Raw genomic sequence first — 16,209 nt, 5'->3', positions numbered from 1 at the left:
TTGAAGGCGCTATTTATATAATTGGTGTTTTAGTGTGAGATTAACTTCGCTGAATCTTCGATTTCCTGCTTTCCTGTCTGCCGACAGGCAGGCGCAAGAATATAACGATGCTATGGAGTTGAAGGCTTTGTTTGTTTAAATAATAGAAAAGCATCTCATTGAAGATTTGGATGAGATGCTTTTTTTAAACAGTTTTATAAATAATTTTTAAATTATTCACCCCATTCCAATATGTGCTTTCCCCTCATATTAGTCCACACAAAATCTGCCATAATACTTCCATCATAACTAGCATACCATATCATATATTTTTTATCTGGATCCTCTTTTAGCCGATCAGTATTTGATAGGTCAGTTATTATAATTAGCCTTTTACCGTTTCGAGAGGTCATTAAACTTAATTCCTTATGAATTTCGCAGTATGACTTTCCTTTGAAATATTCTTTTGGTTTTATTAGGTTTATGGTATCTAAATCTACTGCAATACGTCTTCCTAAAGAATATAATGGTTGGAAATCCACAGGTTCTGTATAATTTATCCTAAAAAAATAGGTTTCTTTATAAAAATCATCATCTGTACTATCAATTGAAAAATATGCACGGTAAGCCATTAATTCTGGACCAAAGCTACTAATATATATATAGTAATTTTCAATATCATTATTAACTTTATTTTGAGCATAATTACTATTGCAAAGCGTAGTAATTATTAATAGTAATACAATATTTAATTGAGTTTTCATTTTAGTTACAGTCTTGGTTATACATTGTGTTTACTACATCTTCAATATACTGTTTTTTGGAAAGCTCAACACTATCATTTGCAACATTGTTTATATAATCTTGAGTTTCTTCAAGCCCAACCCAGCTATAATAATCCATAATTTGAGGAATAGTATATGGTCCACCTACAATGTTAGGGTCTGAATTAACATTAGTTAAAAAATCATCTGATGAATTATTTAAAAGTGGATGAATATCAATTAAATCTTGAATCATATTATCTCTATATCCTAAAGTTGTAAATGCATCATGATTCCATTGTCCACTATTTCCTCCGTTGTAATTTCTGTACTCCTGAATCATCATATTAAAAATCATATCTTGAAGAGTTACACTATTTGATGATCCCGAAAACTTTACATGACCTAAAATATTTACATGAGTAATAATATCAAGTTGTATAGATCTATCTAATAATTCTGCATGTATAGGTTCATGCATTAATACCAAAGCAATTTCTAAGGCTGAAGCATTCTCTAAAAATTCTGAACTAATCCTTACTGTCATAACATCTCCATTTGCAATTGTACTATCTGGATCCAAATTAGTATAAGTAAATGCAATAGTACCATCTAATTGTGCAGGTATATTCCCAACTTCAAACTTAAGTTTTGCGGTTTTTTCACTGAGAAAGTTATTTAAAATTGCGTTTGTAAAAGAATTAGGATCGCTTAATATGGTGTCATAAACACAATCTAAAATTTCATTCTCACAAAAACTTGGGTCTAAAATTATTTCATTTTCAAAATCAACTTCACCACCATCCTTCATCGCCTGTGCCGCTTCCAAAGCAAAAGCCAATGCCTGTGGGCTGCTACAGTTTGTCCCAAAGTTGCTGTTGTCTTTTTGTAAATAGTATGCGAGATTTCTTTGTTGGAAAAAAGTTAAATCTGATATATTAACAAGCATCCCTGCCCCAGAAAAACACGTGAATAACTCTTGAGCAAAGTTTCGAGGTGGAGATTGTAAAGTTACAACTGTTGAGTTGTTATTATTTGATGGTGTTGTAGATCCGCCAGATGAACCTATTGGAGTAAAACCATCATTGAAGTGTGGATCATTTTCTTCGTTATCATATCCACCATTATTGCCAGGGTTGGTCCCGTCATTATTCCATCCTATCCCATTAGGGCATGGTACATTATGCTCTATTTCTGTTACATTATGCCATGATGCATCACCATACTGATCTTCGTATGTATTATACGAGTCAAGAACAGAGAAAGTTCTTGTTCTATAACAACCTTCACTTCCATATGAAAAGTACACCCAATCGCCCATATTTACTTGAGGGCCACTAATTCCCGTTGAGCCTTCATTGGAAGAACCACCTGCATTAGATCCAAAACACCATATAAGTTCAGAATTACCATGATCGTCTGTAAAATACATACATCCATTTACCATGACAATGCTTGAATTTATAGTATCATAAAAATCGTCCATATTTATGATATCTTGGTCTATTTTTTTTATGGATATTACAAATGTAAATTCAGTATTATTGGCAAGTGTTATGGTTTTATAACTATAGATATAAAAATAGAATTTATCTTGGTTTTCTCTTTTTTCAATAATTAAATTCTCGAAGGTTGCTTCTGGTAGAATAGGAGTCTCTATTTTAAAGGTATACGCTTCAGAATTATGGGTTATTGCTTGGGCAATTTCATCTGTTAAAATTACAAAACTACCGTCGTTAGAATATATTCTTGAATTAGTATCTTTAGACTTACTGACATCTAAATATTTATCAATCTTATTTAAAGTCTTTTGTAATTGATTATTTGTTTTAATCTCATCGAGTGTTACTCGTTTAACTATAACATTGTTTTTTGCTGGTTTAGTAATTGTACTGTCGTTAAAAGAATCATCTTTTTGGCAACTAAAAACACCAAGCATAAACACTAAAGTTAAAAACTTAGGTAAAAAACGCTTTAGCTTTTTGAATTTTGAATTTTGAATTTTGAATTTTGAATTTTCATAAATTAAATCATTTGGGGTTATAAAAAAAACAAACCTAAGTATTAAATACCTTCGTTTTACATCAAATATTACGACTTTTACTGTTTTTCGATGAAATACCTCTTTGCAATTACGGTTTTCCCGTAATTATTGATGTTTTTATGATTATAATCTAAGTTATCGGAGAGAATTAAGAAATTCTTTGGTTTTTAAGATTTTGAAAAAAGAATGTGATGACCAACGTTGCTCATCACATCTTAAAAATCCAATCTGCTGGATTTTGGGTGGTACTTTCCTTAAAAATACTAAAGTTTAAAATAGTTTCTTTGTTGGATGGATTGGTAAATACTTGTCCGATTTCTTGTTTGGTAGTAACCATGTCTCCTTTCTTAACATACACTTTCGAAAGGTTTTTATAAACCGTTACGTAGTTACCATGTTGTATTAAAACGGAAAGGTTTCCATGCTTTATGGCTTGAACAGCTAATACTTTTCCATTAAAGACAGCACGAATTGGAGCCCCTTCTTCAGTAGCAATACGTACGCCGTTACTTTGAATCATAACCGTTTTTACTACGGGATGTGGTTGCTTTCCATAACGAAGTTGGACCACACCTTTTTCTACCGGCCAAGGGAGTTTTCCTTTACTGGAAACAAAGTTATCAGCTAATATTTTATCTTCTGGGGTAAGCGCAAAGCCACTGGAAGCTGTCGTTGTTTTTCCTGCGCTTTTATTGGAACTGGCAATGGCATCGCGAATAATTTTCTCGATTTCTCGATCAATTTTATCTGCTTCACTTTGCTTTTGTCGTATTTGTGCCGTGTAATTATTTAAGTTTTTATTAATGGAAGCCATCAAGCTTTCCTGTTGTTTTAATTCTCCTTCAAGCTCTCTTTGTGCCACCCTATTTTCGTCAATAAGCTTTTGTTTATCTTCTTTTTGTTTTAATAAGGCGGTATTGGTTTGTTGTAATTCGGCGGTTTTGATTTTAATGGATTCTCCTTGTTCTTTTTGGTACTCTGCATACTGATTGATGTATTGCACACGTTTATATGCCTGTTGAAAGTTACTGGAAGATAACAGAAACATTACTCTGCTTTGTTCACTTTTGCTTTTATAAGAGGTGACAATCATTCTAGCATAATTGTCCTTCAAGGTTTTTAATTCATTTCTTAAATCGGTAATTCTCTTTTGATTGGTATTTATTTCCCGAGTAAGCAAATTGGCTTGTTGGTTCGTGACTTTTATCAAATTTCGACGCACACTCACCTTATAACTTAAATCTTCAATAAGTGAAGTCTGGGATTTTTTCTGGGATTTATTCTTAAACAATAAATCGTTAATTTGTTTAATTTCCCTACTAAGTTCTTGTCGGCGCTCTTCTAGCTCCTGTTGTTTTTTACTTTGTGAAAACCCAAGCGTACTAGTTAAAATAAAAACCAGTAGAAAGATGTATTTAAAAGTGTTTTTCTGTCTCATTATTTTAAGACTATTTCTTCGAATCCTGAAGGGATGCTAAAAGGATATCGCAAATCTTGGTTCAAAGATACAGATTTGAATGCCATTTCAATAACAGTTTCTTTGTCGGTTTCCAACACAATTATTTTGATGTTTTCTGGCAAGCTTTCCTTATCTACTTGTTGATAATCTATGTAATCTATTTGAAGAAATCTCGCCTCTAAAGGTTGTGCCAATTGCTGGGAATCCATTTTAAAATGAATCGGGCTAATGAGGTAAAACAACTCGAAAAGCGCCATTTGTTCCTTAGGCTGAAACAGGTATTTGTCGTTATGGACAGACATGCTATAATCTGCTTTACTCAATTCATATAAAGGGTTTCCAAGCAATAAATTTTGAACTTTTTCGAAGTCTAAATCAGTTCCGAGAATATCACTTAAAAAACGGAAATCGCCATCAAAATACGTGTTATCCAACTTGTTGTAATAACTCACTTTTTCTGGCGTTATTTTCACTCTAATAATATTAAACGAAGAACTTATCCAAATAATTTGATCTTTCAACATTCTAAAGGAAACCGTATGGGATTGTGAGTCGTTTCCTTGAGAATAAGAAATTTTTACCTTGGCTTGTAGCGTTTTAAAATCTGGAGAGGTTTTAGAGTTTTCCTTGATAACTTCTTTAGAAGATAAGCTTAGATTAGCTGTTCCGTCTGAAGTTATTTTAGACGACTTACACCCTGTAAAAAACAGGATAATAACTCCTAGAACAAGAGGTTTTATAGTATTCAATAGGTTCATTAATTTGAAGATTCTAACTGTTTGGCTTTATCACTAAACGTTTTGGCTTTGGTTGTATTGTTTAACGCACTATAGGACATACTGAGTTGTCTGTAAAAGTCGCCTTCCATCTTGGTGTCGTCAATCACAAAATCAAGACCTGTTTCCAATGCGTCTATTGCTTGTTTAAACTTATCGAGTTTATTTAAGGCCACGCCATTTACCAAATACAATAAAGGCTGAGAAGGATATTTTAATAAGGCTTTTTCGCTTTTAGATACTGCTTCCGTATAATGCTCCAAGTCGATTTCCAATAGTAAGATGTTTTTTAATACCGAATAATTATCCGAATCTATTTTTAGAGCTTCATTGTAATATTCCAAAGCTTTAGTTTTATCTCCTTTTGTTAAAAAATATTGTGCTAATTCTATATAACTTTTATTGTTGGTGTCGTCTAAAGCAAAGCTTGTGGCTTCTACCAAATCTTGTTCGTATTCAGGGTTTTCGCCAACAAATTTCACGAAATCCGATAACACCATCATTTTAGCATCAGGATTAATTTGTGGACTTTGGAGCACAACTTTCATAGAAGCTATAGCTTGGTTTGTATTGTTTTCCTCCAAATAAAATTTATAAAGTGCCAGATGTACCAATTGCGAATTTGGTTTAATTTCTAAAAGCTTTTTAGCAGTTTCGAAGGCTTTTTGCTTATCGTTGTTTTCGCTGTATCTATAAATTAAAGCCAGATAATTTGATTCTTCATCTGGATCGTTATCTACCCGGGTTTCAAGATTTTGAATCTGGTCTTTTTTTCTACCTGTAGCTGCATAAATCTGATTTCGCATGGAATCTCTCGAAGGGGTAATGCCTTGTTCTTTATCCAATTCGTCCAAAATTTTAAGAGCATCGTTATATTTTTTGGATTTAAAATACAACATGGCCAAATCCTCTTTATAATCTGGATGGTATTGTACGAGCTGCTTAACAGTTTTAATAGCTTTAGTTAAATCGTTTTGCTGGTTGTAAACACTGTAAAGTTCATCTAAATACCATTCGTTATCCGGTTCAAATTTTACAGCTTTTTTTAAAGCTTCCTCGGCGGCACCAAAGTTTTTTAATTTGTTATAATTTTTTCCTAATTCGTAATAAAAAACAGATTCGTTTTTATCGATCTCGATACATTGCAAAAGTGCTGTAACTGCACGATCGTAATTTTCAATTCCTTTTTGTTTTAAAGCTTCAAAAAACAATTCTTGGGTTCTATCTTCAACATCACCTAAATCATCGTCTGGCGTTTTATTAAAATCCACTTGCGCATAGTTCAGCTGGGGAATGAAAATCATTCCGAAGAAAAAAATGAGGATGTAGAATTTTTGTTTCATAAGTGATACCTTTCGACTGTGTTCCAGGTGACAGTGATTAATTTTTTAAAAAACCTCTTGTTCATATTATCTATTTAGAAAACAATATTTCGATAAGTTGTCATTTCTTACAAATTACTATATTCCTGTTGAGTTATAACACGCTTATCGCGTTTGTTGGAATTTTACTCTAACACCGAATAATCGCCAATACTGATTTTTGTAAAATTACCATCATAACTTACATGGTTACCAACCATTGCGTCGTCTAAATTAGCATTTTTAATAGTAGTATGGTTTTGTATTAAACTATTTTTAACGGTTGAAGCTTCAATCGTACAATTATTTCCTATGGAAACATTTGGACCGATAATCGCATGATTTAAAACCACGTTTTCACCAATAAAACAAGGTTCTATAATGGTTGAGTTATTATTTTTAAGACAGGAGGCAATTAATTGTTCATCTCCATCGGCCTTTAAAAAACCTAACATTCTCGTATTGGTCTCAATGGTTACAGGTTTGTTGCCACAATCCATCCATTCGTCCACCGTTCCAGTTTTAAAAACCTTTCCTTTTGCCATCATGCCTTTAATACCGTCGTTTATTTGATATTCGCCACCATTTATGATGTTATTATCCAAAACATGTTGCAATTCTTCTTTTAAAACAGCCACATCCTTAAAATAATAAATACCAATAACTGCCAAATCGCTTACAAAGGTTTCCGGTTTTTCAACCAGCTCTATAATTTCATTATTGTTATTTAACTTAACTACTCCAAAAGCTTCTGGTTTATCCACTTGTTTCACCCAAATAACAGCATCTGCTTCTGGATCGAGGTTGAAATCGGCACGAATTAAAGTATCGGCATAAGCAATTACCGCTGGGCCAGAAAGCGATTCTTTAGCGCACATAATGGCGTGACCTGTTCCTAATGGCTGATCTTGACGATAGATGCTAGCTTTCGCATTTAAACTTTTTGCTAAATCTTCCAAACTAGAAACCACATCGTCTCCAAACCAGGCTGGATCTCCAAGAACAAAGGCAATTTCGTCTATAGGTTGATTTAATACTTTTACAATATCCTTAACCAATCTATGAACAATAGGCTGTCCTGCCACTGGAATTAGCGGTTTTGGAACTGTTAAACTATGTGGACGTAGACGAGAACCTCGTCCTGCCATGGGTACTATTATTTTCATACTATTGCCTGCAAAAGCAGGTATCTTTTTAATTAAACTCTATTTTAAATACTTGCAAGTCAAGACGTTTCAGGATAGAACCTATCAGAATAAAAGGATGTCTTAGTTTTATTCATATTGATCTGGTGCAATGCTTATTTCTAAAACGAAAACGCCGTTCTTGTCTCTGTAATGATATGCTAAAGTGGTTCTATTATCTCGAAATATTTTCATCTCTGGAGACGATTTAATTGTATTTATTAAAATAGGTTCTATAATGTTTTTTACTTCCTCAATGTCTATTTCTGATTTAAGAAAATTTATTAATGTGTATTGGTACTGAAAAACATTGTTAGGTAATGCAATCGAATTATCTAATCGTGTGTCTGCATCAACTATAATAGGACAAGATTTGTTAATTTCATTAGCAACATTCATCAGCACTTTGTCTAAAGAAGGTTTTTCAAAAAAGAAATGCTGAACGGCAAAATAAGATAGTCCGAACGCAATTATTCCAAATACCATTGAAATAATTTTTTTCTTATTATCAGGCTTCTCAATGGTTCTTTTAGACTCCATATTTTCGATTGATTTTAATTCAATTTTCGGGAGAGTAAATCCACATTCCGAACAATATTTAGCGTTGTTATTGTTTTCGGCTCCACAATTAGAACAAGTTACTTTTTCCATTTAAAGTTTTTTGCCAAGGTATAAAGGTACCAATGTATTATTAATATTTATTTAGAGATCCTGTTTTCCTGTCTGCCGACAGGCAGGCGCAGGAATTTATTTCACTCCCGTACTCCCAAAACCACCTGCACCTCTTGAGGTTTCAGATAGTTCTTTAACTTCTAACCAGTCAGCACGTTCGTGTTTGGCTATAACCAATTGCGCCACACGTTCGCCATTTTCTATGGTGAAATTTTCATTTGAAAGGTTCACAAGAATCACACCAATCTCTCCTCTATAATCAGCATCTATGGTTCCTGGCGAATTTAAAACAGTGATTCCGTTTTTGGCTGCCAAACCACTCCTTGGTCGCACTTGTGCTTCAAAACCTATGGGTAACTCAATAAACAAACCAGTTTTTACGATAGCTCTTTCTAAAGGCTTAAGAGTTACAGAATCTGATAAGCTGGCTCTTAAATCCATTCCTGCCGATGCTATGGTTTCATAGTTTGGCAATGCATGACTGGATTTGTTGATTATTTTTATATTCATTAAAATTTATATTTACTTTAATCTTTCGGGTTTTTAAAAACGGAAAGGTCTTTAATCTATGATCTTTTTAAAAGTTTTTTCAAATCATTTTTTTCAAGTTGAAAAACTAAAGCTAAAAATACAATTAATGCTGAAATTCCAACCAAATAATTCCCTCTAAATCCGTAAAAAGTTATGGCAGAAAGTCCTACAGATAGGATTAAATACCAGGAAATCTTTTTAAGATTATAAGGAATTGGATAGTATTTTTTACCATAGTAATAGGAAACCAACATCATACACGTGTACGCAGATAACGTCGCAATTGCCGAGCCTACATAACTTATTATAGGAATGAGCCAAAAGTTAAGTGCTAAGGTTAAAAGTGCTCCAAATACCGAAATATATGCGCCAAACTTGGTTCTATCGGTTACTTTATACCAAACCGATAAATTATGATAAATACCCAAACATAAATTGGCCAATAAAATAATAGGAACAATTACCATAGCTTGCCAATAAGCTTCGTCGCCAATAAGTATCACTTTTAAAACATCGGCAAAAACAACCACCCCAAGCAGGATAATGCATCCAAAAATAACAAAATAATCAAGAATTTTGGCATAGTTTTTTTTAGGGTTTTCACTGTTGGCATGACTGAAAAAGAAAGGTTCTACTCCCAACTTAAAAGCCGTTACAAAAAGCGTCATAAACATCCCTAGTTTATAACAAGCTGAATACATTCCAATCTCCGTTTTGGCAATGTTTTCGGGTAAAAGTTTATCGAGAAGGATCCTATCAAAAGTTTCATTTATGGAAAATGCTACCCCTGCTATTAATACAGGAAAAGCATAACGCATCATCTGTTTCCAAAGCTGGGTATTAAAGATGTACTTAATTTTGAAGTAGAAAGGCGACATCAACAATAAAGTGACTGCACTTGCCACTAAATTGGCGATAAAAATATAATTTATTTCAAAATCGGGTTTGTAAATGGAATTTAATAACGAAGATTCTGTTGCTAAATCCTTTAACCATAGCAGTAAAAATAAGTTTAAGCCCAGATTAATTGCCACATTAAGAATTTTAATAATGGCGTATTTAATAGGCCTAGCATTGGCTCTTAACCAAGCAAAAGGAATGATAACCAAAGCATCCAATAATAAAATCCAAATAACCAAATTGATATATTCGACTTTAATATCAATAAAACTAGCGATCTGATTTTGAAAAACTAAGGCAAAAATGAAAAAGAGAACCGAAGTAGCAATTAACGAAATAGACGAGGTTCCAATAACGGTCGATTTATCATCGTCTTTATGGAAAAACCTAAAAAAAGCAGTTTCCATTCCGTAGGCCAAAATAACGTTGAACAACACAAAATAGGAATAGATTAAAGACACATCGCCATAATCTGCAACCGATTTTAAGACGCTTTCGTCTGTGTGTAAACGCACTAATAAAAAACTTAACATTCGTGGTAGCACGGTGGCTAATCCATAAATAAAAGTTTGTTTAAAGAGAGATTTTAAAGTGCTCAAAAGCTTGATTTTGGTCCGCTAAATATACAGTTTTATAAAACGTTATACAACGAATTAAATTAAGGCTGTTTTGGTGGGGTTGATGGATATTCCTCCTTAGGTTTTTCTAAGAGATTTGGTATTTTTAGGTATTTGATTGTTTTATTTTCAATATAACTAATAACACATTCATTATCTGCTAAGCTAAAAGGAAAATCTGTTTCTTTTAATGGAGCAACATTCCCAAATTCTTCATAGGTTTTATTGCTCATTATAAGGTCTTTTCGACGATTTAATTCTGTTTTGATATATGCAACGTACTCCAAATTATTTTTTTCGATTTTAGTTTGATACCCTCTAAAATATAATGAATCGAAAATCACTTTATTTTTATTTGAAATCACGGGAATAAACACGTTTATCCCCGAGCCACCACCTTGAACACCTGCAACCCATTTTTGATAGCTTACTGGACCCAATTCAAACGAGGCTTGGTCTTGAGTTTTTTGTGCGCTAGAACAATGGGTAAAGCTTAGAAGAATTACCGTAATTAACACACTTCCTAAAAACTGTTTCTGTGTCAGCATTGAATTAGCCATTTGACGATTGATAATATAAAGATACTAAATCAAATAATGCTCCATAAAAAAACCCCACTTTATAAGTGAGGTTTAGTTTATTTCTATTTATAACTTCCGCTTCGTCTAATTATTTAATGCTTCTGCACCACCAACAATTTCTAAAATCTCGTTGGTAATAGACGCCTGACGCGCCTTGTTGTAAGTTAATTTTAATTGATCTCTTAACTCTGTAGCGTTGTCTGTTGCTTTATGCATAGCTGTCATACGTGCACCATGTTCTGAGGCAAAAGAGTCTCTAACACCTTTATACAACTGTGTTTTTAAAGACTTAGGAATTAACTGCTCTACGATTTCAATTTTTGAAGGTTCAAAAATATAATCCAAGTTCACATTCTCATCTTTTTCAATAGGAACAATTGGTAAAAATTGTTCGGTCATGATTTCTTGAGTTGCAGCGTTTTTAAACTTGTTGTACACGATAACAATTTTGTCATACTCGCCAGCAACAAACTTATCCATAAGTATTTGCGCAATATCAGCCACATTTTCGAAAGTTAAATCGTCGAAAAGATCACTTTTATTAGCAATAACTTTATTGGTCTTTTTAAAAGCATCGTTCCCTTTTTTACCAATTGCTAAATAAGAAACCTCTTGATTAGCATAAGTACCTTTAGTTAATTTGCTTACCTCTTTGATGATGTTAGAATTAAACGCACCACACAAACCTCTATTAGAAGTAATAGCTACAATTAGCACATTTTTTACTTCTCTTTGATCTGAAAACTTACTTCCAGAATCTGCATCTAAAGTCGCGCTTAAATCTTGTAAAAGCTCGGTTAACTTATCTGCATAAGGGCGCATTGCGGTAATAGCATCTTGTGCCTTCTTTAACTTAGCAGCCGATACCATTTTCATGGCACTAGTAATCTGCATGGTTGAAGATACCGATGATATTCTGTTACGTATTTCTTTTAAATTAGCCATTCTTTATTTTATAAAGACTCTTCGAACTTTCTAAGAGTGACATTGATTTTATATTTTGAATTTAGAGTTATGCGTAAATTTGCACACATAACTCTAAACGCAGAACTTTTATGCTCTATATTTTCCTGATAAATCTTTAGCTACAGCTACTAACACATCTGTAATCTCATCTGTTAATTTTCCAGCTTTTAAACTAGCCAATACATCGCTGTGTTTCGCTTTTAAGAATTCTAAATAATCTCTTTCAAATTCTTTTACTTTTGTAACTGGCACATCTCTTAATAAGTTTTTAGAACCAGCGTAAATAATTGCTACTTGGTCTTCCACTTTAAATGGATCGTTTTGTGCTTGTTTTAAAATTTCAACGTTACGTTTTCCTTTTTCAATAACATTTAAAGTAACGGCATCCAAATCTGATCCAAATTTCGCGAATGCTTCTAATTCACGATATTGTGCTTGATCTAATTTTAAAGTACCTGCTACTTTTTTCATGGATTTAATCTGTGCGTTACCACCAACACGAGATACCGAAATACCAACGTTAATTGCTGGACGAACTCCAGAGTTAAATAAATCTCCATCTAAGAAGATTTGTCCATCAGTAATAGAAATTACGTTTGTTGGAATATATGCTGAAACGTCTCCTGCTTGAGTTTCAATAATTGGTAAAGCTGTTAAAGAACCACCACCTTTTACGATTGGTTTTAATGAATCTGGTAAATCGTTCATTTCTTTAGCGATATCATCATTATTGATAATTTTTGCAGAACGCTCTAATAATCTTGAGTGTAAGTAGAAAACGTCTCCAGGATAGGCCTCACGTCCTGGTGGACGACGTAATAATAAAGATACCTCACGGTAAGCAACCGCTTGTTTTGATAAATCATCAAATACAATTAAAGCTGGTCTACCAGTATCTCTAAAATACTCTCCAATAGATGCTCCTGTAAAAGGTGCATAAACTTGCATGGCAGCAGGATCTGATGCGTTTGCAGCTACTATTGTAGTATAGGCTAAAGCTCCCTTTTCTTCTAAAGTTTTAGCAATTAATGCTACTGTTGATGCTTTTTGCCCAACAGCAACATAGATACAATATACAGGGTTTCCTGCATCGTAAAATTCTTTCTGATTTAAAATGGCATCAATACAAACAGCAGTTTTACCTGTTTGTCTATCTCCAATTACCAGCTCACGTTGTCCTCTACCAACTGGAATCATAGCATCAATAGCTTTAATTCCTGTTTGTAATGGCTCGGTTACTGGTTCTCTAAAAATAACCCCAGGAGCTTTACGCTCTAAAGGCATTTCGTAAGTTTTTCCAGAGATTGGTCCTTTACCATCAATAGGGTTTCCTAAAGTATCTACCACACGTCCAACTATACCTTCACCTACTTTAATAGATGCGATACGTTCTGTACGTTTTACTGTAGATCCTTCTCTTACTCCTACTGAAGTTCCTAATAATACAATACCAACATTATCTTCCTCAAGATTCAGTACAATACCTTCTAAGCCTCCTTCAAATTCCACCAACTCGCCATATTGTGCGTTGGCCAAACCGTAAGCTCGTACAATACCATCACCTACAGTTAATACTGTTCCAACTTCGTCTAATGTAGCTCCCGCTTCAAAACCTGAAAGTTGTTGTTTTAAGATTGCTGATATTTCAGCTGGTTTTACTTCTGCCATCTTATTATATATTTAGATAAAATATCTTAGTTTAATGTAAATTCTCTTTTTAATTTATTTAATTTGTTCGCAATACTTGCGTTGTATTGAATATCTCCAACACGTAAAATAAAGCCTCCTAAAATGCTTTCGTCTACAATGCTTTTAATCTCAACATCTTTTCCTGTAAGCTCTTTAACTTTGGCTAATACCTTTGTGCGTAAATCGTCTGTTAAAGGTACCGCCGTAGTAACTTGAGCTATTTGAGTTCCTGTTAATTCATCGTGTAAAAGATTGTATTTTAAAGACACTTGTTCTAGAAGTGGCAATCTTTTATTTGTAATTAATGTATCAATTAAATTTTTCGTTATTTCATTAGCGTCTTTAAAAACCTCTAACAAAACTGTTTTTTTTATTGAAGAACTCACTATCGGACTTTGAAGCATGTTATTTAAGTCTTTGCTTTCTGCAATAGTTTTAGCTATTAGCTTCAAATCGTTATTCACAACCTCGGTTGTGTTCTTATCTGATGCCAAACTTAAAACTGCTTTTGCGTAACGTATTGCTGCTCTTGCTCCTGCCATAATAATGCCCACGAAAGTGGGTATCTTTTAAATTATTTATATACTCAAAGACACTTAGACTGTGCTCCGTGTGCCAATTAGTTCAATTTTGCTTCTCCTAACATAGACTCAACCAATTCCACTTGTTTGTCTTTATTAGATAATTCTGCACGAACTACTTTTTCAGCTATTTCAATAGATAAATTAGCAACATGGTTTTTAAGTTCTGCCATAGCAGCTCTCTTTTCACCTTCAATAGCAGCTTGAGCTTGCTCAATTATTTTATTTGCTTGAGTTTCTGCTTCTGCTTTAGCCTCATCAATTAATTTCACTTTAATATCGCGGGCATCTTTTAATAATGCTTCGCGTTCTGCTCTAGCTTCTTTTAAAATACGCTCGTTATCGGCATGAAGATTTTCCATTTCTTTACGTGCATTCTCAGCAGATGCTAATGCTTTTTTAATACCATCTTCTCTTTCGCCAACAGCTCCAAGAATGGGCTTCCAAGCAAATTTTTTTAAGATAACAAGTAAAAACAAAAATGTAATTACTGTCCAAAAGACAAGTCCTAAACCGGGTGTAATTAAATCCATTTCTTAATTTATTTAGTTTTTAGTCTCACTATGTGAGAGGTGCTTTATGAGGCTTGCCTCAATAAAATTTAAGTTTTAAATAGAACTCTTAAGGAAATCCTTAGCTCTTAATAATTTAAAAACACAGAGATAACCAACCGTTATCTCTGTATTTAAATAATCATAATTAAGAGATTATCGATGCAACAACACCAAATAGTGCTACTGCCTCTACGAAAGCGGCTAAAATAAGCGCTGAAGTTTGAATCTTTCCTTGGATCTCTGGTTGACGAGCCATGGCATCCATAGCCGACCCACCGATCTTTCCAATTCCGTATCCAGCTCCAACTACTGCTATACCTGCTCCGATTGCTGCAATTCCTGTAATAGTCATAATATAAAATTTAAATTAATTAATGTTCTTCTTCTGTTGCCATACCAATATACAAGGCAGACAATATGGTAAATATATAAGCTTGAATAGCTGTAACTACAATCTCTATGATTAAAATAAACAATGAAAACCCAACAGATACTGGAGCAATTAACATGGTTTCAAAGATAAAGATTAAAGCCATTAACGACAGAATAATAATATGTCCAGCCGTAATATTAGCAAACAAACGAATAGTTAAAGAGATTGGCTTAACAAACATTCCAATAATCTCTATAGGCATTAAAAACAATTTCATTGGCACTGGAACTCCAGGCATCCAGAACACATGTTTCCAATAGTTTTTATTACCATTAATACTTGTAATTATAAAAGTAAAGGCTGCTAATGTTACAGTAAAAGCAATGTTTCCACTTACGTTAGCGCCATTTAAAAATGGAATTAATCCAAAAATATTGTTAATCCATATAAAGAAAAATACGGTTAATAAATAAGGCATGTATTTTTTATATTTCTTCTCACCAATCATAGGTCTCGCAATATCATCACGAACAAAAACAACTAGTGGCTCAACAAACCCAGCAATTCCAGTTGGAATATTGTCATCAGACTTTCTATATACTCGAGCTGTAGATATAAAAATAAGTAATAACACAAGCACCGAAACCCACATCATCAATACGTTTCTTGTAATAGACACATTGAAAGGTAAACTCGCATTTGTAGGATGATGTGCCTCATCAAACATTACTTTTTGTGAATTGGCATCTAATTGATACACTTTCTCGTGAAGTTTTACAAATTGCATCCCATCCTTTTCCACTATTTGTGTTCCAGAATCGTCATGCTGAAATTGGCTAGACATAAAGGTAACCAAACCTTGGTCTGTCCATAAAATTACGGGTAAGGCAATGGTAACGGGTTTCCCATTCCAATCAAAAATATGAAACTCATGCGCATCCTTTACGTGATGCATAATCATCTCTTTGGCATCAAACTTACTACCGCTCTCATCCCCAGTTGTTTCTTGCGCATATCCCACAAATGAAATTGCTATAAATATGGCAGAAAAAAATACGTTTTTAAAGGTGTTAAATGTCATTTTATTTTGATTGAAAATACCTTGCTTTAAATTCCGTGCAAATGTACGTACATTATATTAATTGTCAAACACTTTTTTTGTGATTATTTAAAGCATT

16 protein-coding genes are annotated in these 16,209 nt (G+C 33.4%); all 16 read right to left on the bottom strand.

Going from position 1 to position 16,209, the window contains the following annotated elements; all coding sequences use genetic code 11:
* Positions 1 to 212: 212 nt before the first annotated feature.
* The 16 genes from VKY47_RS06835 to atpB all read right to left on the bottom strand — a co-directional run bounded on the left by VKY47_RS06835 (position 213) and on the right by atpB (position 16,112).
* A complete protein-coding gene (locus VKY47_RS06835; RefSeq protein ID WP_324311502.1) occupies positions 213 to 743 on the bottom strand; it encodes a hypothetical protein in 531 nt (176 codons plus the stop codon).
* Between the two features lies 1 nt (position 744).
* Entirely contained in the window at positions 745 to 2,682 is a 1,938-nt protein-coding gene (locus VKY47_RS06830; protein ID WP_324311500.1) for a hypothetical protein, read from the bottom strand.
* Between the two features lie 313 nt (positions 2,683 to 2,995).
* Positions 2,996 to 4,225, bottom strand: coding sequence for a murein hydrolase activator EnvC family protein (locus VKY47_RS06825; RefSeq protein WP_324311499.1), 1,230 nt, complete (start codon positions 4,223 to 4,225; stop codon positions 2,996 to 2,998).
* A complete protein-coding gene (gene lolB1 / locus VKY47_RS06820) occupies positions 4,225 to 5,004 on the bottom strand; it encodes a lipoprotein insertase outer membrane protein LolB1 (RefSeq protein WP_324311498.1) in 780 nt (259 codons plus the stop codon). The genes VKY47_RS06825 and lolB1 overlap by 1 nt, the downstream gene beginning before the upstream one ends.
* A complete protein-coding gene (locus VKY47_RS06815) occupies positions 5,004 to 6,365 on the bottom strand; it encodes a tetratricopeptide repeat protein (protein ID WP_324311496.1) in 1,362 nt (453 codons plus the stop codon). Before VKY47_RS06815 ends, lolB1 begins: the two co-directional genes overlap by 1 nt.
* Before the next feature lie 164 nt (positions 6,366 to 6,529).
* Positions 6,530 to 7,549: a sugar phosphate nucleotidyltransferase gene (locus tag VKY47_RS06810; RefSeq protein ID WP_324311494.1), complete on the bottom strand. Its 1,020-nt coding sequence runs from the start codon at positions 7,547 to 7,549 to the stop codon at positions 6,530 to 6,532.
* A 108-nt stretch (positions 7,550 to 7,657) separates the two neighbouring features.
* Entirely contained in the window at positions 7,658 to 8,218 is a 561-nt protein-coding gene (locus VKY47_RS06805) for a zinc ribbon domain-containing protein (protein WP_324311492.1), read from the bottom strand.
* Between the two features lie 96 nt (positions 8,219 to 8,314).
* Positions 8,315 to 8,749: a dUTP diphosphatase gene (gene dut / locus VKY47_RS06800; RefSeq protein ID WP_324311491.1), complete on the bottom strand. Its 435-nt coding sequence runs from the start codon at positions 8,747 to 8,749 to the stop codon at positions 8,315 to 8,317.
* Between the two features lie 56 nt (positions 8,750 to 8,805).
* Positions 8,806 to 10,269, bottom strand: coding sequence for an oligosaccharide flippase family protein (locus VKY47_RS06795; RefSeq protein WP_324311490.1), 1,464 nt, complete (start codon positions 10,267 to 10,269; stop codon positions 8,806 to 8,808).
* A 59-nt stretch (positions 10,270 to 10,328) separates the two neighbouring features.
* Positions 10,329 to 10,835, bottom strand: a complete 507-nt coding sequence (locus VKY47_RS06790; RefSeq protein WP_324311488.1) for a hypothetical protein — start codon at positions 10,833 to 10,835, stop codon at positions 10,329 to 10,331.
* Between the two features lie 117 nt (positions 10,836 to 10,952).
* A complete protein-coding gene (atpG, locus tag VKY47_RS06785) occupies positions 10,953 to 11,813 on the bottom strand; it encodes an ATP synthase F1 subunit gamma (protein WP_324311486.1) in 861 nt (286 codons plus the stop codon).
* Positions 11,814 to 11,921: 108 nt separating this feature from the next.
* Positions 11,922 to 13,502: a F0F1 ATP synthase subunit alpha gene (atpA, locus tag VKY47_RS06780; RefSeq protein WP_324311485.1), complete on the bottom strand. Its 1,581-nt coding sequence runs from the start codon at positions 13,500 to 13,502 to the stop codon at positions 11,922 to 11,924.
* Positions 13,503 to 13,528: 26 nt separating this feature from the next.
* Positions 13,529 to 14,065, bottom strand: a complete 537-nt coding sequence (gene atpH / locus VKY47_RS06775; RefSeq protein ID WP_324311504.1) for an ATP synthase F1 subunit delta — start codon at positions 14,063 to 14,065, stop codon at positions 13,529 to 13,531.
* A gap of 77 nt (positions 14,066 to 14,142) precedes the next feature.
* Positions 14,143 to 14,637: a F0F1 ATP synthase subunit B gene (locus VKY47_RS06770; protein ID WP_324311484.1), complete on the bottom strand. Its 495-nt coding sequence runs from the start codon at positions 14,635 to 14,637 to the stop codon at positions 14,143 to 14,145.
* A gap of 166 nt (positions 14,638 to 14,803) precedes the next feature.
* A complete protein-coding gene (atpE, locus tag VKY47_RS06765; RefSeq protein ID WP_267149230.1) occupies positions 14,804 to 15,010 on the bottom strand; it encodes an ATP synthase F0 subunit C in 207 nt (68 codons plus the stop codon).
* A gap of 19 nt (positions 15,011 to 15,029) precedes the next feature.
* Entirely contained in the window at positions 15,030 to 16,112 is a 1,083-nt protein-coding gene (gene atpB / locus VKY47_RS06760) for a F0F1 ATP synthase subunit A (protein ID WP_324311483.1), read from the bottom strand.
* Between the last annotated feature and the right edge of the window lie 97 nt (positions 16,113 to 16,209).

The sequence above is a fragment of the Xanthomarina sp. genome (genome assembly GCF_035306705.1).
Lineage (GTDB): Bacteria > Bacteroidota > Bacteroidia > Flavobacteriales > Flavobacteriaceae > Xanthomarina.
Note: the sequence above shows the minus strand (reverse complement) of the source record. Positions and strands in the feature narration are given on the sequence as shown.

Excerpts from the sequence above, each read along its gene's own strand:
- atpA (WP_324311485.1), bottom strand. The coding sequence starts at position 13,502 with ATGGCAGAAGTAAAACCAGCTGAAATATCAGCAATCTTAAAACAACAA.
- VKY47_RS06830 (WP_324311500.1), bottom strand. The coding sequence starts at position 2,682 with ATGCTTGGTGTTTTTAGTTGCCAAAAAGATGATTCTTTTAACGACAGT.
- dut (WP_324311491.1), bottom strand. The coding sequence starts at position 8,749 with ATGAATATAAAAATAATCAACAAATCCAGTCATGCATTGCCAAACTAT.
- VKY47_RS06835 (WP_324311502.1), bottom strand. The coding sequence starts at position 743 with ATGAAAACTCAATTAAATATTGTATTACTATTAATAATTACTACGCTT.
- atpE (WP_267149230.1), bottom strand. The coding sequence starts at position 15,010 with ATGACTATTACAGGAATTGCAGCAATCGGAGCAGGTATAGCAGTAGTT.
- VKY47_RS06810 (WP_324311494.1), bottom strand. The coding sequence starts at position 7,549 with ATGAAAATAATAGTACCCATGGCAGGACGAGGTTCTCGTCTACGTCCA.
- lolB1 (WP_324311498.1), bottom strand. The coding sequence starts at position 5,004 with ATGAACCTATTGAATACTATAAAACCTCTTGTTCTAGGAGTTATTATC.
- atpB (WP_324311483.1), bottom strand. The coding sequence starts at position 16,112 with ATGACATTTAACACCTTTAAAAACGTATTTTTTTCTGCCATATTTATA.
- atpH (WP_324311504.1), bottom strand. The coding sequence starts at position 14,065 with ATGGCAGGAGCAAGAGCAGCAATACGTTACGCAAAAGCAGTTTTAAGT.
- VKY47_RS06770 (WP_324311484.1), bottom strand. The coding sequence starts at position 14,637 with ATGGATTTAATTACACCCGGTTTAGGACTTGTCTTTTGGACAGTAATT.
- VKY47_RS06825 (WP_324311499.1), bottom strand. The coding sequence starts at position 4,225 with ATGAGACAGAAAAACACTTTTAAATACATCTTTCTACTGGTTTTTATT.
- VKY47_RS06815 (WP_324311496.1), bottom strand. The coding sequence starts at position 6,365 with ATGAAACAAAAATTCTACATCCTCATTTTTTTCTTCGGAATGATTTTC.
- VKY47_RS06790 (WP_324311488.1), bottom strand. The coding sequence starts at position 10,835 with ATGCTGACACAGAAACAGTTTTTAGGAAGTGTGTTAATTACGGTAATT.
- atpG (WP_324311486.1), bottom strand. The coding sequence starts at position 11,813 with ATGGCTAATTTAAAAGAAATACGTAACAGAATATCATCGGTATCTTCA.
- VKY47_RS06805 (WP_324311492.1), bottom strand. The coding sequence starts at position 8,218 with ATGGAAAAAGTAACTTGTTCTAATTGTGGAGCCGAAAACAATAACAAC.